We start from the raw sequence: 22,658 nt of genomic DNA, 5'->3' as shown, positions 1-22,658 counted from the left end.
ACAGCAACAGGAACGTGCTGCGGAGAGCTTCCGGAAGGGGGTATTCGCAGGTCGGGGGCGCTGCGCGGACCGGGCGAAAGGGCCACGCTACACCTGCCCGGCACCCCCATCCGTGTGACGTACGTCCCGTTTTGCCGGGTTCCGAGTCGAGAAACCGAACTACTCCGTCCGACTGGCGACCGCGCCCACCGGGCGGGTTCCGGCCCAATCCCGAATTGATCACCGAGTGGCGTTCGAGGGAATCCGGAAATTGATCAACAGGGGTCGGGCACGATATGCGAGCGCCACAAGATCGGCGCGGTGAACGGCACGGTGATCGGCATGGTGATCGGTGCGGTGATCGGTGCGGTGATCGGTTGCCGCGGAATGCAAGATCGCGGGACGCTCCAGGGCGGGGGCCGCCCTGCGGAGGGTCGGGTGCGGGGGCGGGGCGGCGGCTCGGTAACCTAAGCGCGCTGACACACCCTTAGAGCGGCTTTACCTCGGCCGTTCCGAGCGACCACCCGCCCCTTCCGTTCGTCCAAGGAGTTGCCGCCGCCGTGAGCCGCAGCCTTCGACGCGGCGCCCTCGCCGCCACTGCCGTCGTGTTCTCGATCGCCTCGCTGGCCGCGTGCGGTGCGGGCCAGGACGCGCAGACCCTCCAGATCAAGCCCGACAACGCCGCCGCCACCAAGGGCGACATCCAGGTCCAGAACGCGCTGGTGATCACCCAGGGCCAGAAGGGCGAGAAGGGCCCCGCGGTCGTCTCGGCGACGCTCTTCAACAACGGGACCAAGGCGGAGACGCTGGACTCCATCACCCTCCCGGGTGGCAAGGGCAAGGTCGCGCTGAAGCCCGCCGAAGGCTCGGGCAAGGTCACCGTGCCGGCCCTCGGCTACGTGGTGATCGGCGGCAAGGGCAACGCCTCCGCCGTGATCGAGGACGGTTCCGTGGCCGCCAGGGACGGCGAGGTGCAGGACGTCGTCTTCCAGCTGAGCAGCACGGGCGGTGTCGAGCTGCAGGCCTTCGTGGTCCCCAGCACCGGCGCGTTCGCCCCGTTCGGCCCGACCGCGGCCCCGGCCGCCGTCCCGTCCCCGTCCGGCTCCCCCTCGGGCACGCCGTCGGGCTCCCCTTCGGGCTCCCCGTCGGCCGGTGCCAGCGGCGCGGCCGCGGGCGCGACCCCGTCCGGCTCCGCCGCGGGCGCCGCCGCCGGTACCCCGTCGGGTTCCCCGTCGCACAGCGCGGGCCACTGACCCCAGGGCTCCACGTACGCACATGGGAAGGGCCCCCACCCGCATCAGCGGGTGGGGGCCCTTCCCCTATGTCCGACTCACACCTCGAACGCCCGGCCGAGGCCGCACACCGTCGTCCTTCCGCGTGCGCCCCTCGCACGGCACGGCCCCGAGGGGCCTCACCGGCATCGGCACGCTGCGCCGGCCTCCGACCGGCCCGGACGGGCCACGCGAACCCCGTCGGCCTACGGCTCGAACTTGTAGCCCAGGCCCCGCACCGTCACCAGGTAACGCGGCGCGCCCGGGTCCGGCTCGATCTTGGCGCGCAGGCGCTTGACGTGGACGTCCAGCGTCTTGGTGTCACCGACGTAGTCGGCGCCCCAGACCCGGTCGATGAGCTGCATCCGGGTCAGCACGCGGCCCGCGTTGCGCAGCAGCATCTCCAGCAGGTCGAACTCCTTCAGCGGGAGGTCCACCTTGCCGCCGGAGACGGTGACCACGTGGCGGTCGACGTCCATCCGTACGGGGCCGGCCTCCAGGGCCGCCGGGGTGACCTCCTCCGGCTCGCCGCGGCGGCGCAGGACCGCGCGGATGCGGGCGACCAGCTCGCGGGAGGAGAAGGGCTTGGTGACGTAGTCATCTGCTCCTATCTCCAGCCCGACGACCTTGTCGATCTCGCTGTCCTTGGCGGTCACCATGATCACGGGGACGTTGGAGCGGCCGCGCAGCTGCCGGCAGACCTCCGTGCCGGGCAGGCCGGGGAGCATCAGGTCGAGGAGGACGAGGTCGGCGCCGTTGCGCTCGAACTCGTCGAGCCCGTCGGGCCCGGTCGCGGCGATGGCGACCTCGAAGCCCTCCTTGCGGAGCATGTAGGACAGGGCGTCGCTGAAGGATTCCTCATCCTCGACGACGAGCACTCGGGTCACGGAAGGACCTCCGGGGCAGGAATGGCTGGGGCGGTTCTGGGTCAGGCGGGGGTCGGGTGGGTGGCGTGGGCCGCCGCCGGGGCCGGTGCGGCCGCTTCGGGGAGTCGCAGGGTGAACGTGGAGCCCTGGCCCTCCGAGCTCCATACCGACACCTCCCCGCCGTGCGAGGCCGCCACGTGCTTCACGATCGCAAGGCCGAGGCCGGTTCCTCCCGTGGCTCGGGAGCGGGCCGGGTCCACGCGGTAGAAGCGCTCGAAGATGCGCTCGCGGTCCTTTTCCGGGATGCCGATGCCCTGGTCGGTCACGGCGATCTCGATCAAGTCTCCCCCAGGAGCCGTCACCCTGCGTCCGGCGATGCCGACGCGGGTGCGGGCGGGGCTGTAGTTGACGGCGTTCTCGACCAGATTTCCGAGGGCGGCCGCGAGCTGTCCGCGGTTGCCCCATACCCGCAGGTCGGCGGTGCCGCCCGCGGCCATGGTGATCTGCTTCGAGGAGGCCGTGTGGCGGCAGCGGTCGATGGCTTCGGCCACCAGCGTGTCCACGCGGACGGGCTCGGCGTCCTCCAGCGGGTCGTCGTTCTGTACCCGGGAGAGGTCGATGAGCTCCTGCACGAGGTTGATCAGGCGGGTGGACTCGATCTGCATGCGGCCGGCGAAGCGGCTGACCGCCTCGGGGTCGTCCGCGGCGTCCATGACGGCCTCGGACAGCAGGGAGATCGCCCCGACCGGGGTCTTCAGCTCGTGCGACACGTTGGCGACGAAGTCGCGGCGTACGGCCTCGATGCGGCGGGCCTCGGTGAGGTCCTCGACCAGGAGGAGCACCAGGCGGGAGCCGAGCGGGGCCACGCGCGCCGAGACCGCGAGGGCCTCTCCCCGACCGGTACCGCGCCGGGGCAGGTCCAGCTCGACCTGGCGTATCTCCCCGTCGCGGCGGGTGTCGCGGGCCATGTGGAGCATCGGCTCCACGGCGAGCTTTCCGCCGCGGACCAGGCCGAGGGCGTACGCCGCCGAGCTGGCCTTGACCACGGCGTCGCCCTCGTCCAGTACGACCGCCGAGGAGCGCAGCACGGAGAGGACGGTGTCCACGCCGGGCGGCAGCACCGCGTTGATGTCGGGGCGCATGGAGCTCCGGGTGGGGCGGGCCTGGTCGCGCTCGCTCCAGCGGAACGCCAGCATCGCGATCACACCGGTGCAAAGACCGGCGATCGCTGCAGCTGCGGCGACCGCCGCGTTCACGTCCATGGATCCAGGTTAAGCAGGCGCGACGACACTTCCACAGCCGTTCGGGTGGCAGCTCGAACAGTCGTCGCCCAGAGTTCACCCTGGCGACGGGGTTGATTCACTTGTGGTGCCGGAGTCGGACGCGTTTGCGGCTCACCGTGTCAACGTGGGGCCGCCGGCAGCCCCGGACCGCCCCCGGGCAGTACCGCAGTAGTAGGTCGAGAGAGGGACACGAGACATGCGCGACGCGTACCACGAGGAACTGGACTCGATCGGAGAAGGCCTGGTCGAGATGGCCCGGCTGGTCGGCTCCGCGATCGGACGGGCCACGACGTCCATGCTCGACGCCGACCTGAAGCTCGCCGAGAGCGTGATCGCCGCCGACCAGAAGGTCGACGACCTCCAGCACGACCTGGAAGCCCGCGCCATCGCCCTGCTGGCCCGCCAGCAGCCGGTCGCCACGGACCTGCGCATCGTCGTGACCTCCCTGCGGATGAGCGCCGACCTGGAGCGCAGCGGCGACCTCGCCCAGCACGTGGCGAAGCTCGCCCGGCTGCGCTTCCCGGACCGGGCCGTGCCGCGGGACCTGCACGCCACCATCCTGGAGATGGGGCAGCTGGCGCAGCGTCTGATGGCGAAGGCCGCCGAGGTGATCATCACGAAGGACGTCGACCTGGCGCTCCAGTTGGAGCAGGACGACGACGAGATGGACCAGCTGCACCGCACGCTGTTCCAGCACCTGATGGACGACCGCTGGAAGCACGGCATCGAGACGGCCGTGGACGTGACCCTGCTGGGCCGCTATTACGAGCGCTTCGCGGACCACGCGGTGTCGGTGGCCAAGCGCGTGGTCTACCTGGTGACGGGTGAGCACGCGGACGACCTCCAGCAGCCGACCCAGGTCGAGGGCGTCTGAGCCACCGGCATCGGAAGCGGGGAATCCGGGCCGGGGCGTCCGGGGTGCAGGTCACGCCGAGCCCCAATGCGCCGTTGACGCGCCGGTACCGCTGGGCATGAATGAGGGCGAGGGCGGTCGTCGTACGTAGTCCCGTATGCCGCGGGGCACCGCCCCTGCGAGGAGGAACCATGCCCGATTCCCCCGTCCCCATCACCCCGGAGCAGGAGCAGCCGGCGAGGCCGGAGCCGCTGCGGCTACCGCTGCTCGCGGCCTGCGGCTGCGGCTCCGGCTGCGGCTGCGGCTGCCAGTCCGGTGCCCCTTGCCAGTGCGGCGGCTGACCGCCTCCGTCGGCCGCACGCGAAGACGGGCCCCGTCCGAGTTCCCTCGGCCGGGGCCTTTCGCATGCCGGGCAGGGAACCGGTGTGCCCCCTCCGACGTCCCAAGTTCTGAACCTGTTCGAATCGATCTTGGGGTTGGTATGCGGCGGCGGCGGACGAAGTGGCTGATCGCCCTGGCAGGGCTCGCAGTGGTCACGCTGGGGGCGGCGACGGCGATGCGGGCGGACTCGGCCGTCCGGGCGTTCATCCGCGACAACGGGACGACGCCGCACAGCACGGGATGCGAGCGGGCGATGACGGCGATCGGCTGGAGCATGCCGGAGCACGCGGACGAGGGGGCCTGCGTGGAGAACCCCTCCGGCGCCTTCCCCAGCCAGTGGTCGGGGACCTTCCGCATGCCCCGGCCGGAGGTCCGAGCGTGGCTCGGCACCCACCCCCCGAAGCGGTTCCCGGACCAGCGGCCCGACGAAGGACCGGTCGACGACAAGAACGGGATCCACATCAACCTCAGCTACCTGAAGTCACCCAATTTCGGGCAGGGCGACCTCGACGCGGTCGTCGTCAAGGCCGAGTGGGAGGGCGAGGACAACGCGGTCGTCACCTTCAAGACCTATCCCGGCTAGCGCGCGAAACCGCGCGGCGGTGCCTACCTCAGCAGCCAGTTCCGGGTGAGCTCCATGACCTCGGCGCGGGTGCGGGGGCCGTGGTCGACGTGGATGAAGTGCTCGCCGATCCGCAGCGAGTAGGCGAGCAGGCAGCGGACCTCGACGTCGTCCTCGTCCGTGCAGATGACGCGGAACAGCGAACGCAGGTACTCCATGCGCCGGTTGTCGGTACGTCGCACCCGCTGGGCGACGTCCTCGTCGCGCCGGGCCCAGTCGCGGATCGCGAGGTCGGCGGTGGTGCCCCTGACCGGCCCGTCGTCGGACGAGGCGATCGCGAACAGCCGCTCCAGTCGGGTCCGCGCGTCTCCCCCGCCGCTCTCGACCTGCTCGATCACGGCCTCGGCGACCTCGTGCTCCCAGGTGTCGAGCATCTCGGTGAGCAGCGCGCCCCGGCTGCCGAAGTGCCCGTAGAAGCCGCCCTTGCTGACGCCGAGCGCCTGCGCCAGCGCCTCGACGCGCACGGCCTCGGGGCCGCCGGCGGCGAGCGCCCGCAGCCCTTCCTCGATCCACTTCCCGCGTGGTGTCCGGGTCGCGCCCATGTAGTGCTCCGCCTCACGTCGCCCCTATCTATACGGTGCCGTATAGATGAGTGCTAGTCTCGATCTATACGGCATCGTATAGATAGGGGCCGACCGATGAGACTCCCCAAGACCGCGTACACCTCCCGCCCCTGGCGGATCCACGAGATCGCCGGCGACTTCCGGGTCGAGGACGTGTGGGCGCTACCGACCCCGGGCGGGCCCGACGATCTCGACCGCCTGGTGCGCCAGTTCGCGGAAGGCACGGGGGATCCGGTCCCCTCCCCCGTGGCACGCGTACTCTTCGCGGTCCGCCGCGGGCTGGGCAAGCTGTTCGGCTGGGACAAGCCGGCCGACGGCCTCGGCGCTCGGGTCCCGACCCTGCGCGACCGCCTGCCGGCCGACCTCCGCGAGGGCGAACGGGGCCCGGACCTGCGATCGGCCCCGTTCACCTCGATCTTCCAGACCCATGACGAGTGGGCCGCGGAGTCAGCCAACCGGACCGTGCACGGGGTGCTGCACATCGGCTGGGTCCCGGACGGCAAGGGCGGCCACCACGGCCAGATGACCGTCCTGGTGAAGCCGAACGGCCGCCTCGGCACCCTCTACATGCTGGCCATCAAGCCCTTCCGGTACCTCGGCGTCTACCCGGCCCTGCTGCGCTCGATCGGCCGCGAATGGAACAAGAGGCCGTGATACGAGGTCGATCGACGCCGCGGGGCGTGTGAAACTCCTGCGAGTGCCGTCGCGGTGATCGTCGCCCGGCGGCCCGACCAGGGGTGGGGCACATGAACAACAAGGTCAAAGCAGTGGCGGTCGTGGCCGGCTGGCTCGGCGTAGTGGTGGGCGGCTGCCTCATCGCCAAGGACCCCGAGAGCCCCGCCGCCAAGGGCTGGGAGGCGGAGCCGGCCTCGACCGCGCCCGCGTACAGCGGCCCGGACCCGGAGCAGGCGGACGTACTCCAGGACTTCGAGTCCGTCACCGCCTCGGCGGGCCTGGGCCCCGGCGTCGCGAGCGCGGGGGTGAACCCGGCCGGCTGCGTGGCGGGCCGGAACCACCTCGGCCCGACGAACGGCACACAGCAGACCGAGCTCTTGAACGGGCTGGTGGAGCACGGCTGGCAGATCACCCGACGCCGCACCGATCCGGTGGTGGTGGCCCTGTCCAAGGGGACCTGGGTCCTGACCGTCACCCCCGAGCCGCCGTCCGGCCCGCCCGTCCTCTCCCTCATCGCGATCCGCGACACCGCCGCCTGCGAAAAACAACTCGCCGCCCGCTAGCCGGGTCCGACGCCGCGCCGCACCTCACCGGGAACGAAAATGCCTCCCACCCGCGCCGTACGCGCAGGTGGAAGGCATGATCACGAAGGTTACTTCTTCTTGCCCTGGTTCTTGACGGCCTCGATGGCGGCCGCCGCGGCGTCCGGGTCGAGGTAGGTGCCGCCCGGGTTCAGGGGCTTGAAGTCGGCGTCCAGTTCGTAGACGAGCGGGATGCCGGTCGGGATGTTCAGGCCCGTGATGTCGGCGTCCGAGATGCCGTCCAGGTGCTTGACCAGACCGCGCAGGGAGTTGCCGTGCGCGGCGACCAGGACGGTGCGGCCCGCCAGCAGGTCCGGGACGATGCCGTCGTACCAGTACGGCAGCATGCGCTCGACGACGTCCTTGAGGCACTCCGTGCGCGGACGCAGCTCGTTCGGGATCGACGCGTAGCGCGGGTCCTCGGACTGCGAGAACTCCGTACCGTCCTCCAGGACCGGCGGCGGGGTGTCGTACGAGCGGCGCCACAGCATGAACTGCTCCTCGCCGAACTCCGCGAGGGTCTGCGCCTTGTCCTTGCCCTGGAGCGCACCGTAGTGGCGCTCGTTCAGGCGCCAGGAGCGGTGCACCGGGATCCAGTGACGGTCCGCGGCCTCCAGCGCGAGCTGCGCCGTGCGGATGGCGCGCTTCTGCAGCGAGGTGTGCAGCACGTCGGGCAGCAGGCCGGCGTCCTTGAGCAGCTCACCGCCCCGGACCGCCTCCTTCTCGCCCTTCTCGGTGAGGTTGACGTCCACCCAGCCGGTGAACAGGTTCTTCGCGTTCCAGTCGCTCTCGCCGTGGCGGAGGAGGATCAGCTTGTACGGTGCGTCGGCCATGCGTACGAGCCTAGTGGACGCCCGGGGGCGCTCGCGCGCGGTGCGGGGTCCCGTCGGATTGACGGTGCGCGTCAATCGACTGGCGCCCTGAAGCCTGCCACTCGTAATGTGCACCGCATACGAGTGACGCTTACACCGCCGGGGGGATCCCTCATGTCCACTGCCCGTTTCAGACAGGCCGCCCAGGAACGCGTCTCCGGGCTGCCCCGGGCCTTCTGGTGGCTCTGGACGAGCACCCTGGTGAACCGGCTCGGGGCCTTCGTCGCCACCTTCATGACCTTGTACCTGACCTCGGACCGGGGCTACTCGGCCTCCTTCGCGGGGCTCGTGGTCGCCCTCCACGGGCTCGGCGGTGTGATGTCCTCCCTCGTCGCCGGTGTGCTGACCGACCGGCTCGGGCGTCGGCCCACGCTGCTGGCGGCCCAGGCGTCGACCGCCTTCTCGGTGGCGCTGCTCGGCTTCATGGAACACCCGGCGGCGATCGCGGCCGCGGCCCTGCTGGTCGGTATGACCTCGAACGCCTCCCGGCCGGCGGTCGCGGCGATGATGGCGGACATCGTCCGCCCCGAGGACCGCGTACGGGCCTTCGCGCTCAACTACTGGGCCATCAACCTCGGCTTCGGCGTCAGCGCGGCGGCGGCGGGCCTGATCGCGGAGTACAGCTACTTGGCCGGCTTCCTCGGCGAGGCCGTGCTGACCTTGGCCTGTGCGGTGCTGGTCTTCGTCAAGCTGCCCGAGTCCCGGCCCGAGGGTGGGCCCACCGGCGCGGGGAAGGGGACCGGCGCCGAGCCCGCGATCGGGCTCGGGACGGTGTTGCGGGACGGCCGGTTCATGGGCGTCGTCGGCCTGTCGTTCCTGATCTCGCTGATCTTCACCCAGGGCTCGGTCGGCCTGCCGGTCGCGATGGGCGCGGCAGGCTTCTCGCCCGGGGACTACGGGCTGGTCGTCGCCGTGAACGGGTTCCTGATCGTGCTGCTCCAGATCCCGGTCACGGCCTTCATCGAGCACCGCGACCCGCAGAAGCTGCTGGTGATCTCGGCGCTGCTGGCGGGGTACGGCTTCGCGCTGACGGCCTTCGCCGGGCCGCTGTGGGCCTACGCGCTGACGGTGTGCGTGTGGACCCTGGCCGAGATCGTGAACTCGCCGACCCAGATGGGCCTGGTCGTGCGGCTCTCGCCGGTCCACGGGCGCGGGCGCTACCAGGGGGTCTACAACCTGTCCTGGGCGGTGGCCTCGCTGGTCGCGCCGCTGATGGCGGGCTTCGTGATCGACCGGTACGGGGCGGACCGGCTGTGGGCGGCCACCGGTGTACTGGGCACGGTGGCGGCGGCCGGCTACTGGTTGCTGATGCGCAGGCTCCCCGAGGGGGAGGCGGGGGTGACCGTCGCCGCCGGGTCCCCGCGTACGGACCGGGCCGAGGTGGCGGGTGAGCCTCAGGTGGACGCGAAGCCCGCGGCGGCGCCGGCGACCGGGGTGGCGTAGCCACCGGGCCCGCCGGACCCGCGCCTCCCGTGCGGGGTGCGCCGGTGGGCCTACGAGGGACGCGTCAGGTGCTTGAACGCGTCGAGGTTGAAGGTCGGCTCGCCGCGCGAGACCCGCCACTCGTACTCGCGCCGGATCGCGCTCGCGAAGCCCAGCTCCAGCAGGGTGTTGAAGGAGCCGTCCGCCGCCTCCAGGACCGTGCCGAGCAGCCGGTCCAGTTCCTCCGGGTCGACGACCGACAGCGGGAGCCGGGCCGTCAGGTAGATGTCGCCGAGGCGGTCCACCGCGTACGCCATGCCGTACAGCTTGAGGTTGCGCTCCAGCAGCCAGCGGTGGACGCCCGCCTCGTTCTCGTCGGGGTGCCGGATCACGAAGGCGTTGACCGACAGCGAGTGCCGGCCGACCTTGAGCGAGCAGGTGGTGCTCAGCTTGCGGGTCCCGGGGAGCTGGACGACGTAGGACCCCGGCTCGGGGCTCTCCCAGCTCAGCTCCGCGCCGGTGAGCGCGCTCTCGATGATCTCGGCGGTGTCAGCCATGGTGGGAGCGTACGCGACGACGATGATCATGCATGGCCGCGGTGTAGACCTCGGCCGTGCCGCTCGCCGCGGTGTCCCAGCCGAAGAACTGCGCGTGACGCGCCGCCTGGGCGCCCATCCGGTCGGCGAGCGCCGGCTCGTCGACGAAGCGCCGCAGCTCCCGCGCGTAGTCCACCGGGTCGTGCCCGGGTACGAGGAGCCCGGTGACCCCGTCGTCGACGGCGACGGGCAGACCGCCGACCTCGGCGGCGAGCACCGGCGTGCCGGCGGCCTGGGCCTCTATGGCGACGAGCCCGAAGGACTCGCTGTAGGAGGGCATGACCAGCACGGACGCCGCCCGGAACCAGTCCGCGAGCCCGTCCTGCGCGACCGGCGGGTGGAAGTGGACGAGGTCGGCGATACCGAGCTTCGCGGCGAGCTTCTGCAGGCCCTCCGGCTTGGCGAGGCCGCTGCCGCTGGGCCCGCCGACGACGGGGACGAAGAGCCGGCGGCGCAGCGAGGGGTCCTGGTCGACCATGACGGCCACGGCGCGCAGCAGGATGTCGGGGGCCTTCAGCGGCTGGATCCGCCCGGCGAACAGGGGAATGACGGCGTCCTGCGGGAGGCCGAGGCGGGCGCGGGCGGCCGCCCTGCCGTCGCCGACCGTGAAGCGATCGAGGTTCACGCCGGGGTGGACGACGGCCACCTTGGCGGGGTCGGCCTCGTAGTACCGCACGAGCTCGTCGGCCTCCTCGGCGGTGTTCGCGATGAGCCGGTCGGCGGCGGCCACGATCTGCGTCTCGCCTATGACGCGGGCGGCGGGCTCGGGCGTGTCCCCCTCGGCCAGCGCCGCGTTCTTGACCTTCGCCATGGTGTGCATGGCGTGCACGAGCGGGACGCCCCAGCGTTCGGCGGCGAGCCAGCCCACATGGCCGGAAAGCCAGTAGTGCGAGTGGACGAGGTCGTAGTAGCCGGGGCGGTGGCCGGCCCAGGCCTGCATCACGCCGTGGGTGAAGGCGCACAGCTGGGCCGGGAGCTCCTCCTTGGCGAGACCTTCGTAGGGGCCCGCGTCCACGTGCCGTACGAGGACGCCGGGGGCCAGGTCGACCACGGGCGGCAGGCCGCCGGTGGTGGCCCGGGTGAAGATCTCGACCTCGATGTTGATCGCGGCGAGCCGCTTGGCCAGCTCCACGATGTAGACGTTCATGCCCCCCGCGTCGCCGGTGCCGGGCTGGTGCAGCGGTGAGGTGTGCACGCTCAGCATGGCCACGCGGCGGGGCTTGCGGTGGTGGCCGACGGCAGGCAGGCGCAGTCGGGGCGGCTCGTGCCGGGTGGCACGGGCGGCGGCGAGGCGGCCACTGAGGCGGGACACGTACTGGCTCAAGGGACCAGTCCTCTCGGCTCGGACGGCGCGCGCCCGACGCTCGGACGGCATGACGAACGACATGCCGGAAGGCATGACGGCGAGGGCGCGGAAGACGCCCTGCAAGGAGTGCAACCCGGATGGCCGTCCCGCGCATTCCGGGGTGTCCGGTTTTCCTGGAGGTTTCCTCGTATCCGGCCCGGAGCTCCTCTCTCTGTCCCAGCGTGCGAACTACGTGGCGTGTCGCGGGCGACGGCTCCGATGGCGCCCCCTGACCTGCAGAACGAGCCCCTTGGCCTTGTGCTCCCGGCCATGGCCAGGAGCACAAGGCCGCCGACGGCCGTCCGGCCGTGCTCGACCTCGTGCTGTTCGTGAACGGCATTCCGCTCGTCGTCGTCGAGTGTCTTCGGAACGGTGAGATCCACCGCTACCTGGGGCGGGACCAGCGCCTCCTGGTCGTCGACGACGGAGTACCGGACGGGGACGGGGAGGCCATGCCGGTGCGGCTCGTGACAGGACGCTTGCGTATGGACCGCTCCACTGCCGCAGACCCCGAGCGTGCCCGTGCGGCGCTCGCCGACCGGTACGTCCACGCGGGCCGGCGCCGGATGCGCGGCAGGCTCCAGCCCTGGGCGGCCCGCATGGGCGTCCCCGAGCCCGCCGTGCGGGTGCGAGACCAGCGGCACCGGTGGGGGAGCCCGGATGTCCCTGAACCTGCGCCGCATCGACCGCGACGTACGTGAAGGCCCTCGAGGAGATGTCGGACGCCCCGATCTCCGCGATCGGCGTCGGCCCGGGCCGTACCGGGACGATCGAGGTCAACTCGTTCCTTCAGGCCACCGGTCGACCCTCACGCATGCCCGGATGCGGCGGGGCAAGGCATATACCAGTTGAACCGGTCCCGGGTCGGCAGGGTAGAAAGGGATCACGCATGCCCAGCCGTTTCCGGCCAGGCACTCGCTCCCTGGGGGGAACCACACCATGCGCACCCATGCGCTCCGCAGAACGTTCGTCGCCCTGCTCGCCGCCTCCGCCCTGACCGCCCTGGTCCCGGCGACGGCATCGGCCTCCGACCCCACCGAATGCGACAACTTCACCGCCGGCGACAGCACGTTCCTCGCCCCCGGCCAGCGCCTCGCCCCGGGCACCCGCGTGGTCCCCACGCCGCTCAAGCCCGAGTTCGTCATGCAGGAGGACGGCAACCTCGTCATCTACGCGGTCGGCCTCCCCGGTGGGCCCGGCCTCGCGCTGTGGAGCACCGGCACGTACGGCAACCCGGGCGCGTACGCCCTGATGCAGGAGGACGGCAACTTCGTCGTCTACAAGAAGGACGGCGGCCCCGACAAGGGCGGCGCCCTCTGGAACAGCGGCACCTACGGTGACCGGACCGACACGAGCGTCCGCGCCTGGTTCTCCGACTCCGGCCAGCTGTGGGTGACCGGCCGCGGCACCGGCAACAACCGCATCTCGTGGGACAGCGGCACCACGAAGCGGCACGCGAAGCTGTGCGCGAACCCGCCGAGCGGTCAGCAGCCGCACTGGGACCAGGGTGGCTGGGCCGAGTCCGCCTCCGTGTGGCTGGTGCTCCAGAACGACAACAACCTCGTCATGTACCGCAAGCGCGACGGCAAGGCCATCTGGAGCAGCGGCACCTGGCACACCTCCGCAGCCGACAACGGTCGCGTGTACCTGGAGATGCTGCGGAGCGGCGACCTGATCGTGCGCGACTACGGCCCGTACTTCGCGACGCGCTGGCGGACCGGCACGGCCGGCAACGACGGCGCCTACGCCCTCCTCCAGGACGACGGCAACCTCGTCGTCTACAAGAAGGACGGCGGCCCCGACAAGGGCGGCGCCCTCTGGAACAGCGGCACCTACAACAAGATCTGATCCACCTGTCCGGCCTGTCCGGCCTGTCCAGCCTGATGAACCTGAAGAACCCTGGGGGGAACCACACCATGCGCACCCATGCGCTCCGCAGAACGTTCGTCGCCCTGCTCGCCGCCTCCGCCGTGACCGCCCTGGTCCCGGCGATGGCCACCCCGGCCGCGGCGGCCGGCCCCGGCGAGTGCCGCAACTCCACGGGGGGTGTGATCGCGGAGATCGGTCCCGGCCAGCGCCTGGAGTCGGGCGCCCGCCTGGCGGACAAGGTGAGCCGGACCGAGCTGGTCATGCAGCCCGACGGCAACCTGGTGCTCTACGCCCTCGGCAACCCCGGCGGCTATGACCTCCCGCTGTGGAACAGCGGCACGTACGGCAACCCCGGCGCCTACGCCCTGATGCAGGAGGACGGCAACTTCGTCATCTACAAGCAGGGCGGCGGCCCCCAGACCGGCGGCGGCATCTGGCACACCGCGACCTACGGCACCCGGACCGACTGGCGGCCCAAGGCCTACCTCGTCGGGGGTGAGTTCGCCGTCGACGGCCGCGGCAACAGCGCCGCCGGCCAGCGGTGGACGAGCCGGACCGTGGAGCGCCAGAACCAGCTCTGCTCGGACTTCGAGGGGGCCGGGTACGCCTGGGGGTCGGGGAACTGGGCCCAGTCGGCCACCGTCTGGCTGGTCCTCCAGCAGGACAACAACCTCGTCATGTACCGCAAGCGCGACGGCAAGGCCATCTGGAACAGCGGCACCTACGGCGGCAGCCAGCGGGTGACCCTGCAGATGCTCTACAAGGACCGCGGCGACCTGACGATCGCCAACGCCAGCCTCAACAACGACGGCGCGGTCCGCTGGCGCACCTACACGGGCGGAAACCCGGACGCCTGGGCCCTGCTCCAGGACGACGGCAACTTCGTCGTCTACAAGAAGACCGGCGGCCCCGGCAAGGGCGGCGCCCTCTGGAACAGCGGCACCTACAACAAGATCTGACCGACATGGCGCACCACCATGGGGGGAACCACCACATGCGCATCCACGCACTCCGCAGAGCACTCGTGCCCGTACTCGCCGCCTGCGCCGTCACCGCCCTGGCCCCGGCCACGGCGTCGGCCGTCGTACCCGGCCAGTGCCGGTCCAGCGAGGGCGGCTACAGCTCGGACCTGCGGCCCGGCCAGCGCCTCGAGTCCGGCCAGAGCCTGGTCCCCACGCCCGGCAAGCCCGAGCTGGTCATGCAGTCCGACGGCAACCTCGTCGTGTACGCGACCACCTACCCCGGCGGGCCCAAGCTCCCCCTGTGGTACAGCGGCACGTACGGCAACCCCGGGGCCTACGCCCTGATGCAGGAGGACGGCAACTTCGTCATCTACAAGCAGGGCGGCGGCCCCCAGACGGGCGGCGGCGTCTGGCACACCGCGACCTACGGCGACCGGGCCAACTCCTACATCCGTGCCTCCATCAGGGACAACGGCGAGTTCAGCGTCAGCGGCCGCAGCGAGGACTGGTACTGGTCGACCGAGACCAGCGAGCAGCCCAACAAGGTGTGCTCGACCGACGCCTCCTGGATCCGGGGCAACTGGGCCCAGTCCGCGAACGCCTGGCTGGTGCTCCAGCACGACAACAACCTCGTCATGTACCGCAAGCGGGACGGCAAGGCCATCTGGAGCAGCGGCACCTGGGGCAACCGCAACGGCCTGAACCTGGAGATGGGCGACAACGGCGACCTGACCCTGCACGAGAACGGCCCGAACCAGACGGTCCGCTGGCGCACCGGCACCGGGGGCAACTCGGACGCCTACGGCCTGCTCCAGGACGACGGCAACTTCGTCGTCTACAAGAAGAGCGGCGGCCCCGGCAAGGGCGGCGCCCTCTGGAACAGCGGCACCTACAACAAGATGTGACCGACGGACGAGAACCGTCCTGGTGGGGGTACGGGCGGCAGGACCCGTCCGTACCCCCCACCGCGCTCACCGGCCCCGCGATCCGGGGCCGTTCAAGGGGGAACAACACCATGCACAAACGCCTTACCGGCCGCGCAGCCCTGACCACGCTGCTCGCCGCAGCCGCCCTGGCGGGGGCCGTGGCTCCGGCCGCGACCGCCGCCCCGGCCGCCGAGCCGGTCGCGTGCGACCTTCCGTACAACGACACGCTCAGCGTCCGCTACCTGGACACCGGCAAGCGCCTGGAGTCCGGCCAGAGCCTGGTCAGCAGCCGCAAGACCACCGCCCTGGTGATGCAGGCCGACGGGAACCTGGTGCTCTACGTCCAGGACCCCTCGGGCACGGGCACCCGCCACCCGCTGTGGAACAGCGGTACGTACGGCAACCCGGGCGCATACGCCCTGATGCAGGAGGACGGCAACTTCGTCGTCTACACGAAGGACGGCGGCCCCGACAGGGGCGGCGCCCTGTGGGCCACCAAGACCTGGGGGACCGCGCAGGCGAAGGCCCGTCTGGAGGCCGACGGCGAGTTCACCGTGTGGGGCAACGAAGGGGCCTGGGTGAAATGGTCCTCCATGACCCACGAGGAGTCCCCGATGCTGTGCACGCCCGGCCCCGGGGCACCGTACCGGGACTGGCTCGAGGGCTCCTTCGCGCAGTCGGCCTCCGTCTACCTCGTGCTCCAGGAGGACCGCAACCTCGTCATGTACCGCAAGCGGGACGGCGCGGCCATCTGGAACAGCGCGTCGTACGGCTCGGACAAGCCCGTGATCCTGCAGGTGGAAGTGAACGGCGACGTGGGCCTGCGCCAGTACTACACGTACGCGTGGGCGTGGCACACCGGTACCGAGAACAACCGGGGCGCTTACGCCCTGCTCCAGGACGACGGCAACTTCGTCGTCTACGCGAAGGACGGCGGCCCCGGCAAGGGCGGCGCCCTCTGGAACACCGGAACCTACAACAAGATCTGACCGACGAAACGAATCACGGGGGAACCACTCATGCACAACCGCCTGCTCCGCAGTGCGTTCATATCCCTGCTCGCCGCCTCGGCCCTGACCGGCCTGGTCCCGGGCACGGCCGGTGCCGCGCCGGCCACCCGCCCCGGGATGGCCGAGTGCGACGAGCCCTACGACCAGCTCGAAACGGTCCTGAGCATGGGCCAGCGGCTCGCTCCGGGCGAGAAGCTGACCAGCCCGACCAAGTCGACCGAGCTGGTCATGCAGGCCGACGGCAACCTCGTGCTGTACGCCCTGGGCAACCCGGGCGGGCCGAGGCTCCCCCTGTGGAACAGCGCCACCTACGGCAACCCGGGCGCGTACGCCACCATGCAGGAGGACGGCAACTTCGTCATCTACAAGCAGGGCGGCAGCTCCCAGACGGGCGGCGGCATCTGGCACACCGACACGTACGGCGACCACACCGATACCAAGCCCAGGGCGAAGCTGGACTGGGACGGCAACTTCAAGGTCATCGGACGCAAGGAGCGAGAGTTCCTCGGGCTGCACTGGTCGGCCATGACGCGGGAGCGGACCTCAAAGGTGTGCGCGAAGGACGCGACGCACGAGTACCGCTACCGGTTCGACGGCGACTGGGCCCAGAGCGCCACCGTCTGGATGCTCATCCAGGATGACGGCAACCTGGTCATCTACCGCAAGAGCGACGGCAAGGCCATCTGGAACAGCGGAACGTACAACACGGGTTACTACGCGACGGAACTGAGCATCACCGCCGACGGCAACCTGACCCTGCGCGACTGGTTCTCCCCGCACACGGTGGCCTGGAGCTCCGGAACCGGCAACAACCCCGGCGCGTACGCGCTGCTCCAGGACGACGGCAACTTCGTCGTCTACAAGGCGGACGGCGGCCCCGGCAAGGGCGGCGCGCTCTGGCACAGCGGGACCTGGAACAAGATCTGAGCTCACGCGGAAGGGGCGGTGTGCCGTACGGCGCGCCGCCCCTTCCGCATGAGCGCCGCCGGGCCTGTGCGGTGGTGCGCCGCGGGGTTTTCATGGTGCGCGGGCCCTCCGCTTACCCTCGACTCATGGCCTCCCGCAGTACCCCGCCCTCCAGCCGCGCGCCCGGCCGCCCCGTGGGCTCGGTGACGCGCGGGACGACGAATCCGAACCGGTTGCGCCGGATGGACCGCTGGATCGCGGCCACCCACGGGGCCGCGCTGCGCCGCGCGGAGGCGCCGGTCGCGGTGGACCTGGGCTACGGGGCCGCGCCCTGGACGGCGGTCGAACTGCTGGCGCGGCTAAGGGACGCGGCGCCGCGGGTGCGGGTGGTCGGCATCGAGATCGAACCGGCGCGGGTGGCGGGCGCGAAGCCGTACGAGCGGGAGGGACTGAGCTTCCGGCACGGCGGTTTCGAGGTGCCGCTGGACGGCGGGGCCCGGCCGGCGCTGATCCGCGCGGCGAACGTATTGCGCCAGTACGACGAGGAGCAGGTCGCCGAGGTCTGGGCACGGTTGTGCGGGCGGCTGGCGCCGGAGGGGCTGCTGGTGGAGGGGACCTGCGACGAGATCGGGCGGCGGCACGTGTGGGTGGCGCTGGGCCCGGAGGGGCCGCGCACGGTGACGTTCGCGACCCGGCTGGGCTCCTTGGAGCGCCCCTCGGACCTGGCGGAGCGGCTCCCGAAGGCGCTGATCCACCGGAACGTGCCCGGTGAGCCGGTGCACGCGTTCCTGCGCGACTTCGACCGGGCGTGGGCGGCGGCTGCACCGTACGCCGCCTACGGGGCGCGGCAGCGCTGGATCCGGACGGCGCGGGACCTGTCCGGCGACTGGTCGCTGGTGGACGGGCCGCGGCGGTGGCGGCAGGGGGAACTGACGTTGCCCTGGGAGGCGTTGCGCCCGGTGGGGTGAACAGGGCGTGCGGGGGAACCAGGGGTCCGAGTGGCCCGTTGGACCGTGCGGGGCCGGAAATGGCGTCCGTCGGGTGGGACAAGATCGCATCGCCACCCACAAGGGTGTTGCAATTCATCGACTCGTGGCACCATCCCGATGGCGGTGCAAAGTTACTGATGAATAGTCAGATCTGATACGAGGACTGACTCGGGTGCCTGGGGGGACCATGGGAGCCGCAAGGCAACGGCGAGGCGCAAGTTCTCTCGTGCTGCTGTGCACGATGGCGATACTGACGGCGCCGGGACTCGCGACGGGCATCGCGTACGCGGCTCCGGCCGCACCGGCCACACCGGTCGCACCGGTCGCGCCCGCCGCACCGGCGGCTCCGGCCGCGCCCCTCCCCGAACCGGGCGGCAAGTCCCTGGAGCAGGTCCGCAAGGAGATCGAGGACCTGTACCGGCAGGCGGGCACCGCCACCGACGCGTACAACCTCGCCGAGGCCGAGACCAAGGCCCAGTCGAACAAGATCGTCGAGATCGCGAACCTCGTCGTCGCCGGCAAGGAGAAGATCACCACCCTGAAGAACCGGGCGGGTGCCGCCGCCCGCGCCCAGTACCGCTCGGGCGGAATGCCGCCGGGCGCGCAGCTGGCGCTGAGCGACAACCCGAACCACTACCTCGACGGGGCGGGCCGGCTGCGCCAGGGCGAGAAGGCCGCCTCGGACATGCTCTCCGAACTGGACCGGACCCAGGCCGACTTGGAGCGCTACGCCAAGGAGGCGAGCGACCGCTGGGCCATCCTGGAGGCCAACCGGATCAAGTCGGAGGAATCCAAGAAGCAGGTCGAGGAGAAGATCAAGGCCGCCGAGGAGCTGGAGAGCAAGCTGGAGGCCGAGGAGAAGGCCCGGCTGATCCAGCTGGAACAGGAAGCCCAGTACAAGGCGCAGACGGCATGGCTGTCGACGGGCGCGATGAAGGACGTCAACGGCGCGGCGACCGAAGCGGGCAAGCGGGCCGTGCAGTTCGCCACGGGCCAGATCGGCAAGCCGTACCAATGGGGCGCCGTGGGCCCCTCGTCCTTCGACTGCTCCGGGCTGACCTCCCAGGCCTGGCTGGCGGCGGGCCGGGGCATCCCGCGCACCTCGCAGGAGCAGCTGCGGCTGCTGCCGAAGGTCGCGCTGAAGGACATGCGCCCGGGTGACCTGATCATCTACTTCGACGACGCGACCCACGTCGGCATGTACGTCGGCGACGGCGCGATGGTCCACGCCCCGCGCCCCGGCCGGAACGTGACCCTGGCGGGCGCCGGCTCGATGCCGATCAAGGCAGTGGTCCGCCCCGACGCGTAGCCCCCGCGCCGCGGCCCGGCGACGCGCGCGCCCCGCCCCGGCCCGCCCCGGCCGGTACCCCTTGCCGGGGCACCGGCCGTACCCGCCGCCGGGACGCGGCACGGCGCGGGGATCTTCGGCCGGGCGGGTGGGGTCGGGTGACGCAGGCAACCCGGCGGGCCCCGAACACGTCTCGATGGACGGGACGGAACGCGGCCCCGCCGTGACCTTTGTCATCCAGTGAGCCGATTTTCCCCCGCGATAACCGCATATGACGGAGGCCCGCGCCAAGAACGGCATTCCGTTTGTCGGGCAGGGACCGCTAGGGTCTGCCGGACGAGCGCACCCTCGGGGGGAGGGAAGGAACCGGAGACGATGCCCGTACCCGTACCGCGGCAGAGGGACACCTCGGCCACGGAGAGCGGTCAGGCCGTTCTGCACACCGCCGCCCCGGCCGTAGCCGCCACGGGCGTCGCGCAAGCGACCCCTCAGACGACCACCCCGCACACGACCCCGCTGACCCTCCTGGTCATCGAGGACGACCCGGCGGGCGGTCTCACCGTCCCCGAGATCCTCGACGCGGACGGCCACCGCATCCGCGTCCGCACCGCCCGCAACCTCACCGAGGCCGAGCGGCTGCTCACACCCGACGTGCACTGCATCCTCCTCGACCTGTCCCTCCCGGACGCCAGCGCCCGTACGCCCGGAGCGCCGGCGAACGGCTCGGTCAACGGAACGAGCAACGGAGCGATCAACGGGACGGCGGGCGCAGGCACCGGAACCGGAACCGGCACCGCCACCGCCGTGGACCAGCTGCTGGCCCTCCGCCAGGTGCTGCGCATCGCCCCGCGCCACGCGGTCCTCGTCCTGACCGGCGAGGACGATGTCGAGCGCGCCACCGAGGCCGTGCGGGTCGGTGCCCAGGACTTCCTCTTCCGCGACGAGCTGGACGGCCGACTGCTGAGCCGCGCCATCCGCTACGCCGTGGAGAGAAAACGGGCGGACATCGCCCAGTACAAGCTCGCAGAATCGAAACTGCGCGCCCAGGAGAACGCCCGGCTGGAACGCGGTCTGCTCCCCACGCCCCTCCTGGAGGGCTCCGACCTCCGCTTCGCCGCCCGCTACCGCCCCGGCCGCAGCCGGGCCCTGCTCGGCGGTGACTTCTACGACACCGTCCGCACCCCCGACGGCACCGTCCACGCCATGATCGGCGACGTCTGCGGTCACGGCCCCGACGAGGCCGCGCTCGGCGTCGAGCTCCGCATCGCCTGGCGCGCCCTGACCCTGGCCGGCCTCTGCGGCGACGACCTGCTGGCCACCCTCCAGGAGGTCCTGGAGGTGGAGCGGCCGTGCGAGGAGATATTCGCGACGCTGTGCACGGTCGACATCGCCCCGGACGGCCGCCGCGCCGGTCTGTGCCTGGCCGGCCATCCGGCCCCGCTGATATCCCGACCGGGCCGCCGCGCGCGGCTGCTCCCGTACGAGAACAGCGGTCCGGCCCTCGGGCTGCTGCCCCGGGCCCGCTGGCCGCGCCGCCAGGTGGAGCTCGGCGGTACCTGGAGCCTGATGCTCTACACCGACGGCCTGATCGAGGGCCACATCGGCCAGGGCAAGGAACGTCTGGGCCAGGACGGCATGGTCGACATGATCAACCGCCACCTGGATCGCGGACTGAGCGGTGAGGGCCTGCTGGAGGCCTCCGTCACCGAGGCCCGCCGCCTCAACGGCGGCGAGCTGACCGACGACGTGGCCGTGGTCCTGCTCTCCCGCGCCGAGGGCTGAGGGCCAAGGGCTCCGATACCGGGATCCGGCTCAGGCTCAGGCCGGCACTTCGGCCGGGACTTCGGCCGCCTCGCGCCTAGCGTCCGCCGTTGTAGGGCCCGTACGGCCCGTCACTGCTGCTGCCGCCGCGCCGGCCGCCACCGCCCGAGACCTGCTTGAGCGCCGGGCGTACGTCGACGAAGAAGACGATGGTCGCGACGAGACCGGCGATCTGCAGGAACAGCATCCCCAGGAGGAAGTCCACGGCCACGGTGATGCCGAGGATCACCAGCCAGAAGGTCTTGCTCTGCTTGTCGGCCGCCCGGTACGCGTCCTCGCGCGCCACCAGGGCGATCACGAAGGCCACGACGGCGAGCGCCAGCATGACGTACCCGAGGAACGGGATCACGCCCCGATCGAACCCATCGATCAACATCGCTTCGACCGCCTTCTCAGCTTCTGCTTCGCTCTTCGGGTGCCGCCCGACTCCACGCTACCTGCACGAGTGCCTTCATGAACCACAACGGGCCGGGCACCTGAAGGGTGCCCGGCCCGCCGTCACTCATGCGGTTCCGCTTCAGCTCGCGTCGTCCGCCGTGACCGTGGCCTTCTTGGCCGTGCTCTTGCGCGCGGCGGGCTTCTTCGCGGCGGGCTTCTCGTCGGCGGAGGCCTCGGCGACCGGCTCCGACACCTGCTCCGTCCCGGCCTCGGGCTCGACCGCGACGGCGATGTCGACGATCTCGGCGGAGACGTCGCCCCGCCAGTTCCGCACGGCCTGCTCGCCGTGCACGGCGACCTTGTCGTACGTCTCCTTGGCGCGCACCGCGTACTCGGCGGCCACGCCGACACCGCGCAGCGCGAGGTCCTGGGCGGTCTCCCCGAGCTTCTTCGGGTCGATCGCGCCGAGCACCTCGTTGAACTTGGCGGTGACCGCGTCCTGCACAGCCTTCGGGTCCGTGTTCTTCACGGCCTCGATGCGCGCGGGGGCCTCGGCGCGCAGCTGCTCGATCAGGTCGGGCACCTTCTTGGCCTGCTGCACGGCCAGATCGGCGGTGCCGGCGGCGAAGTAGAGGGGAGTGGGGTCGGTGAGGGTCTTCTTCAGGTCATCGGCGATGGCCATGTGCTGGTCCTCCCGGATCAACTTCAGTTCGTCTTCGGCGGCATCTCGTCGGCGGGCGTATCGAGCGCGTTCTCCTTGCGGAACGACTCGTAGATCTGGAGCAGCACCTGCTTCTGCCGCTCGTTGATGGACGGGTCGGCGAGTATGACGGCTCGCGTCTCCACCTCGTCGGGGTCCCGCTCATCCAGGATCCCGGCCTGCACGTACAGCGTCTCCGCGGAGATCCGCAGCGCCTTGGCCAGCTGCTGCAGGATGTCCGCGCTCGGCTTGCGCAGCCCGCGCTCGATCTGGCTCAGGTACGGATTCGACACCCCCGCCTGCTCCGCCAGCTGCCGCAGCGAAAGCTGGGCCTGCCGACGCTGCTCACGGAGGTACTCGCCGAGATTTCCGACGTTGAGCGATGCCATGCTGAGATCCTGCCCGACTCTGCTAACTATTGCAAGCGCCCTGCTTGCAACAGCTCCCACCTCGTGTCGCCCCGCCGAGCCCGTCCCGTCGGGCCCGTCCCGTCGAGCCCG

Annotated in this window: 25 protein-coding genes; 16 read left to right on the top strand and 9 right to left on the bottom strand. The window is 71.3% G+C overall.

The genetic code is table 11. The features are described 5' to 3' along the window. Positions 1 to 539: 539 nt before the first annotated feature. Positions 540 to 1,232, top strand: a complete 693-nt coding sequence (locus BCL76_RS15015; protein WP_109780012.1) for a DUF461 domain-containing protein — start codon at positions 540 to 542, stop codon at positions 1,230 to 1,232. A 224-nt stretch (positions 1,233 to 1,456) separates the two neighbouring features. Here BCL76_RS15015 and BCL76_RS15010 read toward each other — a convergent pair whose 3' ends face one another. After that, positions 1,457 to 2,137: a response regulator transcription factor gene (locus BCL76_RS15010; protein WP_030009598.1), complete on the bottom strand. Its 681-nt coding sequence runs from the start codon at positions 2,135 to 2,137 to the stop codon at positions 1,457 to 1,459. Positions 2,138 to 2,178: 41 nt separating this feature from the next. Next, positions 2,179 to 3,378 carry a sensor histidine kinase gene (locus BCL76_RS15005; protein ID WP_051763887.1) on the bottom strand — a complete coding sequence of 400 codons (1,200 nt, stop codon included), beginning with the start codon at positions 3,376 to 3,378 and terminating at the stop codon, positions 2,179 to 2,181. Between the two features lie 217 nt (positions 3,379 to 3,595). On the opposite strand from BCL76_RS15005, the gene phoU reads away from it, so the two are divergent. The 3 genes from phoU (at position 3,596) to BCL76_RS14995 (ending at position 5,216) form a co-directional block, all read left to right on the top strand. Further along, positions 3,596 to 4,273, top strand: a complete 678-nt coding sequence (gene phoU / locus BCL76_RS15000; RefSeq protein ID WP_030009600.1) for a phosphate signaling complex protein PhoU — start codon at positions 3,596 to 3,598, stop codon at positions 4,271 to 4,273. Between the two features lie 170 nt (positions 4,274 to 4,443). Beyond that, complete coding sequence (locus BCL76_RS38965) at positions 4,444 to 4,593, top strand: hypothetical protein (RefSeq protein ID WP_181382557.1); 150 nt, start codon at positions 4,444 to 4,446, stop codon at positions 4,591 to 4,593. 140 nt (positions 4,594 to 4,733) lie between these two features. Beyond that, positions 4,734 to 5,216 (top strand): hypothetical protein, encoded by a 483-nt coding sequence (locus BCL76_RS14995; RefSeq protein ID WP_109780011.1) that lies wholly within the window; start codon positions 4,734 to 4,736, stop codon positions 5,214 to 5,216. A 23-nt stretch (positions 5,217 to 5,239) separates the two neighbouring features. Here BCL76_RS14995 and BCL76_RS14990 read toward each other — a convergent pair whose 3' ends face one another. Next, positions 5,240 to 5,797: a TetR/AcrR family transcriptional regulator gene (locus BCL76_RS14990; RefSeq protein WP_109780010.1), complete on the bottom strand. Its 558-nt coding sequence runs from the start codon at positions 5,795 to 5,797 to the stop codon at positions 5,240 to 5,242. Positions 5,798 to 5,893: 96 nt separating this feature from the next. On the opposite strand from BCL76_RS14990, the gene BCL76_RS14985 reads away from it, so the two are divergent. Both BCL76_RS14985 and BCL76_RS14980 read left to right on the top strand, forming a co-directional pair. Further along, positions 5,894 to 6,472: a DUF2867 domain-containing protein gene (locus tag BCL76_RS14985; protein WP_109780009.1), complete on the top strand. Its 579-nt coding sequence runs from the start codon at positions 5,894 to 5,896 to the stop codon at positions 6,470 to 6,472. Positions 6,473 to 6,564: 92 nt separating this feature from the next. Continuing rightward, complete coding sequence (locus BCL76_RS14980; protein WP_109780008.1) at positions 6,565 to 7,056, top strand: hypothetical protein; 492 nt, start codon at positions 6,565 to 6,567, stop codon at positions 7,054 to 7,056. An 89-nt stretch (positions 7,057 to 7,145) separates the two neighbouring features. On the opposite strand, the gene BCL76_RS14975 is transcribed toward BCL76_RS14980, so the two are convergent. Continuing rightward, entirely contained in the window at positions 7,146 to 7,907 is a 762-nt protein-coding gene (locus BCL76_RS14975; RefSeq protein ID WP_109780007.1) for a phosphoglyceromutase, read from the bottom strand. A gap of 153 nt (positions 7,908 to 8,060) precedes the next feature. Here BCL76_RS14975 and BCL76_RS14970 point away from each other — a divergent pair, with 153 nt between their 5' ends. Then, a complete protein-coding gene (locus BCL76_RS14970) occupies positions 8,061 to 9,389 on the top strand; it encodes an MDR family MFS transporter (protein ID WP_109780006.1) in 1,329 nt (442 codons plus the stop codon). Positions 9,390 to 9,439: 50 nt separating this feature from the next. Here the strand turns inward: BCL76_RS14970 and BCL76_RS14965 are convergent, their stop codons facing one another. Both BCL76_RS14965 and mshA read right to left on the bottom strand, forming a co-directional pair. Continuing rightward, positions 9,440 to 9,925, bottom strand: a complete 486-nt coding sequence (locus BCL76_RS14965) for a YbjN domain-containing protein (protein WP_030768078.1) — start codon at positions 9,923 to 9,925, stop codon at positions 9,440 to 9,442. Then, positions 9,918 to 11,288, bottom strand: coding sequence for a D-inositol-3-phosphate glycosyltransferase (gene mshA / locus BCL76_RS14960; protein WP_109780005.1), 1,371 nt, complete (start codon positions 11,286 to 11,288; stop codon positions 9,918 to 9,920). Before mshA ends, BCL76_RS14965 begins: the two co-directional genes overlap by 8 nt. A 329-nt stretch (positions 11,289 to 11,617) precedes the next feature. Here mshA and BCL76_RS14955 point away from each other — a divergent pair, with 329 nt between their 5' ends. The 9 genes from BCL76_RS14955 (at position 11,618) to BCL76_RS14910 (ending at position 21,041) form a co-directional block, all read left to right on the top strand. Beyond that, positions 11,618 to 12,010: a YgjP-like metallopeptidase domain-containing protein gene (locus BCL76_RS14955; protein ID WP_109780004.1), complete on the top strand. Its 393-nt coding sequence runs from the start codon at positions 11,618 to 11,620 to the stop codon at positions 12,008 to 12,010. A gap of 238 nt (positions 12,011 to 12,248) precedes the next feature. Continuing rightward, entirely contained in the window at positions 12,249 to 13,157 is a 909-nt protein-coding gene (locus tag BCL76_RS14945; RefSeq protein WP_109780002.1) for a hypothetical protein, read from the top strand. A 68-nt stretch (positions 13,158 to 13,225) separates the two neighbouring features. Further along, positions 13,226 to 14,137, top strand: coding sequence for a hypothetical protein (locus tag BCL76_RS38960; protein WP_181382556.1), 912 nt, complete (start codon positions 13,226 to 13,228; stop codon positions 14,135 to 14,137). 35 nt (positions 14,138 to 14,172) lie between these two features. Next, positions 14,173 to 15,045, top strand: coding sequence for a hypothetical protein (locus tag BCL76_RS14935; protein WP_181382555.1), 873 nt, complete (start codon positions 14,173 to 14,175; stop codon positions 15,043 to 15,045). A 110-nt stretch (positions 15,046 to 15,155) separates the two neighbouring features. Beyond that, a complete protein-coding gene (locus BCL76_RS14930) occupies positions 15,156 to 16,055 on the top strand; it encodes a hypothetical protein (RefSeq protein WP_109779999.1) in 900 nt (299 codons plus the stop codon). Positions 16,056 to 16,085: 30 nt separating this feature from the next. After that, entirely contained in the window at positions 16,086 to 17,003 is a 918-nt protein-coding gene (locus BCL76_RS14925; RefSeq protein WP_109779998.1) for a hypothetical protein, read from the top strand. Between the two features lie 125 nt (positions 17,004 to 17,128). Continuing rightward, positions 17,129 to 17,950: an SAM-dependent methyltransferase gene (locus tag BCL76_RS14920; RefSeq protein ID WP_109779997.1), complete on the top strand. Its 822-nt coding sequence runs from the start codon at positions 17,129 to 17,131 to the stop codon at positions 17,948 to 17,950. Between the two features lie 262 nt (positions 17,951 to 18,212). After that, positions 18,213 to 19,280 carry a C40 family peptidase gene (locus BCL76_RS14915; protein WP_258309678.1) on the top strand — a complete coding sequence of 356 codons (1,068 nt, stop codon included), beginning with the start codon at positions 18,213 to 18,215 and terminating at the stop codon, positions 19,278 to 19,280. A gap of 354 nt (positions 19,281 to 19,634) precedes the next feature. Beyond that, positions 19,635 to 21,041 (top strand): PP2C family protein-serine/threonine phosphatase, encoded by a 1,407-nt coding sequence (locus BCL76_RS14910; protein ID WP_109779995.1) that lies wholly within the window; start codon positions 19,635 to 19,637, stop codon positions 21,039 to 21,041. A gap of 76 nt (positions 21,042 to 21,117) precedes the next feature. Here BCL76_RS14910 and BCL76_RS14905 read toward each other — a convergent pair whose 3' ends face one another. The 3 genes from BCL76_RS14905 to BCL76_RS14895 form a co-directional block, all read right to left on the bottom strand. Next, positions 21,118 to 21,456 carry a DUF2516 family protein gene (locus tag BCL76_RS14905; RefSeq protein WP_030728455.1) on the bottom strand — a complete coding sequence of 113 codons (339 nt, stop codon included), beginning with the start codon at positions 21,454 to 21,456 and terminating at the stop codon, positions 21,118 to 21,120. Positions 21,457 to 21,597: 141 nt separating this feature from the next. Beyond that, positions 21,598 to 22,140 (bottom strand): hypothetical protein, encoded by a 543-nt coding sequence (locus tag BCL76_RS14900; protein ID WP_109780305.1) that lies wholly within the window; start codon positions 22,138 to 22,140, stop codon positions 21,598 to 21,600. Between the two features lie 23 nt (positions 22,141 to 22,163). Next, positions 22,164 to 22,547, bottom strand: coding sequence for a helix-turn-helix domain-containing protein (locus BCL76_RS14895; protein ID WP_109779994.1), 384 nt, complete (start codon positions 22,545 to 22,547; stop codon positions 22,164 to 22,166). Between the last annotated feature and the right edge of the window lie 111 nt (positions 22,548 to 22,658).

It is taken from the genome of Streptomyces sp. CG 926, from assembly GCF_003148825.1.
Taxonomy (GTDB): Bacteria; Actinomycetota; Actinomycetes; order Streptomycetales; family Streptomycetaceae; genus Streptomyces.
This window is presented reverse-complemented; position numbering and strand designations above follow the sequence as displayed.

Excerpts from the sequence above, each read along its gene's own strand:
- BCL76_RS14915 (WP_258309678.1), top strand. The coding sequence starts at position 18,213 with ATGGCGATACTGACGGCGCCGGGACTCGCGACGGGCATCGCGTACGCG.
- BCL76_RS14945 (WP_109780002.1), top strand. The coding sequence starts at position 12,249 with ATGCGCACCCATGCGCTCCGCAGAACGTTCGTCGCCCTGCTCGCCGCC.
- BCL76_RS14995 (WP_109780011.1), top strand. The coding sequence starts at position 4,734 with ATGCGGCGGCGGCGGACGAAGTGGCTGATCGCCCTGGCAGGGCTCGCA.
- BCL76_RS14920 (WP_109779997.1), top strand. The coding sequence starts at position 17,129 with ATGGCCTCCCGCAGTACCCCGCCCTCCAGCCGCGCGCCCGGCCGCCCC.
- BCL76_RS14925 (WP_109779998.1), top strand. The coding sequence starts at position 16,086 with ATGCACAACCGCCTGCTCCGCAGTGCGTTCATATCCCTGCTCGCCGCC.
- BCL76_RS14910 (WP_109779995.1), top strand. The coding sequence starts at position 19,635 with ATGCCCGTACCCGTACCGCGGCAGAGGGACACCTCGGCCACGGAGAGC.
- BCL76_RS14970 (WP_109780006.1), top strand. The coding sequence starts at position 8,061 with ATGTCCACTGCCCGTTTCAGACAGGCCGCCCAGGAACGCGTCTCCGGG.
- BCL76_RS14980 (WP_109780008.1), top strand. The coding sequence starts at position 6,565 with ATGAACAACAAGGTCAAAGCAGTGGCGGTCGTGGCCGGCTGGCTCGGC.
- BCL76_RS14895 (WP_109779994.1), bottom strand. The coding sequence starts at position 22,547 with ATGGCATCGCTCAACGTCGGAAATCTCGGCGAGTACCTCCGTGAGCAG.
- BCL76_RS14930 (WP_109779999.1), top strand. The coding sequence starts at position 15,156 with ATGCACAAACGCCTTACCGGCCGCGCAGCCCTGACCACGCTGCTCGCC.
- BCL76_RS14935 (WP_181382555.1), top strand. The coding sequence starts at position 14,173 with ATGCGCATCCACGCACTCCGCAGAGCACTCGTGCCCGTACTCGCCGCC.
- BCL76_RS15005 (WP_051763887.1), bottom strand. The coding sequence starts at position 3,378 with ATGGACGTGAACGCGGCGGTCGCCGCAGCTGCAGCGATCGCCGGTCTT.
- BCL76_RS14900 (WP_109780305.1), bottom strand. The coding sequence starts at position 22,140 with ATGGCCATCGCCGATGACCTGAAGAAGACCCTCACCGACCCCACTCCC.
- BCL76_RS14975 (WP_109780007.1), bottom strand. The coding sequence starts at position 7,907 with ATGGCCGACGCACCGTACAAGCTGATCCTCCTCCGCCACGGCGAGAGC.
- BCL76_RS38965 (WP_181382557.1), top strand. The coding sequence starts at position 4,444 with ATGCCCGATTCCCCCGTCCCCATCACCCCGGAGCAGGAGCAGCCGGCG.
- BCL76_RS14965 (WP_030768078.1), bottom strand. The coding sequence starts at position 9,925 with ATGGCTGACACCGCCGAGATCATCGAGAGCGCGCTCACCGGCGCGGAG.
- BCL76_RS14985 (WP_109780009.1), top strand. The coding sequence starts at position 5,894 with ATGAGACTCCCCAAGACCGCGTACACCTCCCGCCCCTGGCGGATCCAC.
- BCL76_RS14990 (WP_109780010.1), bottom strand. The coding sequence starts at position 5,797 with ATGGGCGCGACCCGGACACCACGCGGGAAGTGGATCGAGGAAGGGCTG.
- BCL76_RS38960 (WP_181382556.1), top strand. The coding sequence starts at position 13,226 with ATGCGCACCCATGCGCTCCGCAGAACGTTCGTCGCCCTGCTCGCCGCC.
- BCL76_RS14905 (WP_030728455.1), bottom strand. The coding sequence starts at position 21,456 with ATGTTGATCGATGGGTTCGATCGGGGCGTGATCCCGTTCCTCGGGTAC.
- phoU (WP_030009600.1), top strand. The coding sequence starts at position 3,596 with ATGCGCGACGCGTACCACGAGGAACTGGACTCGATCGGAGAAGGCCTG.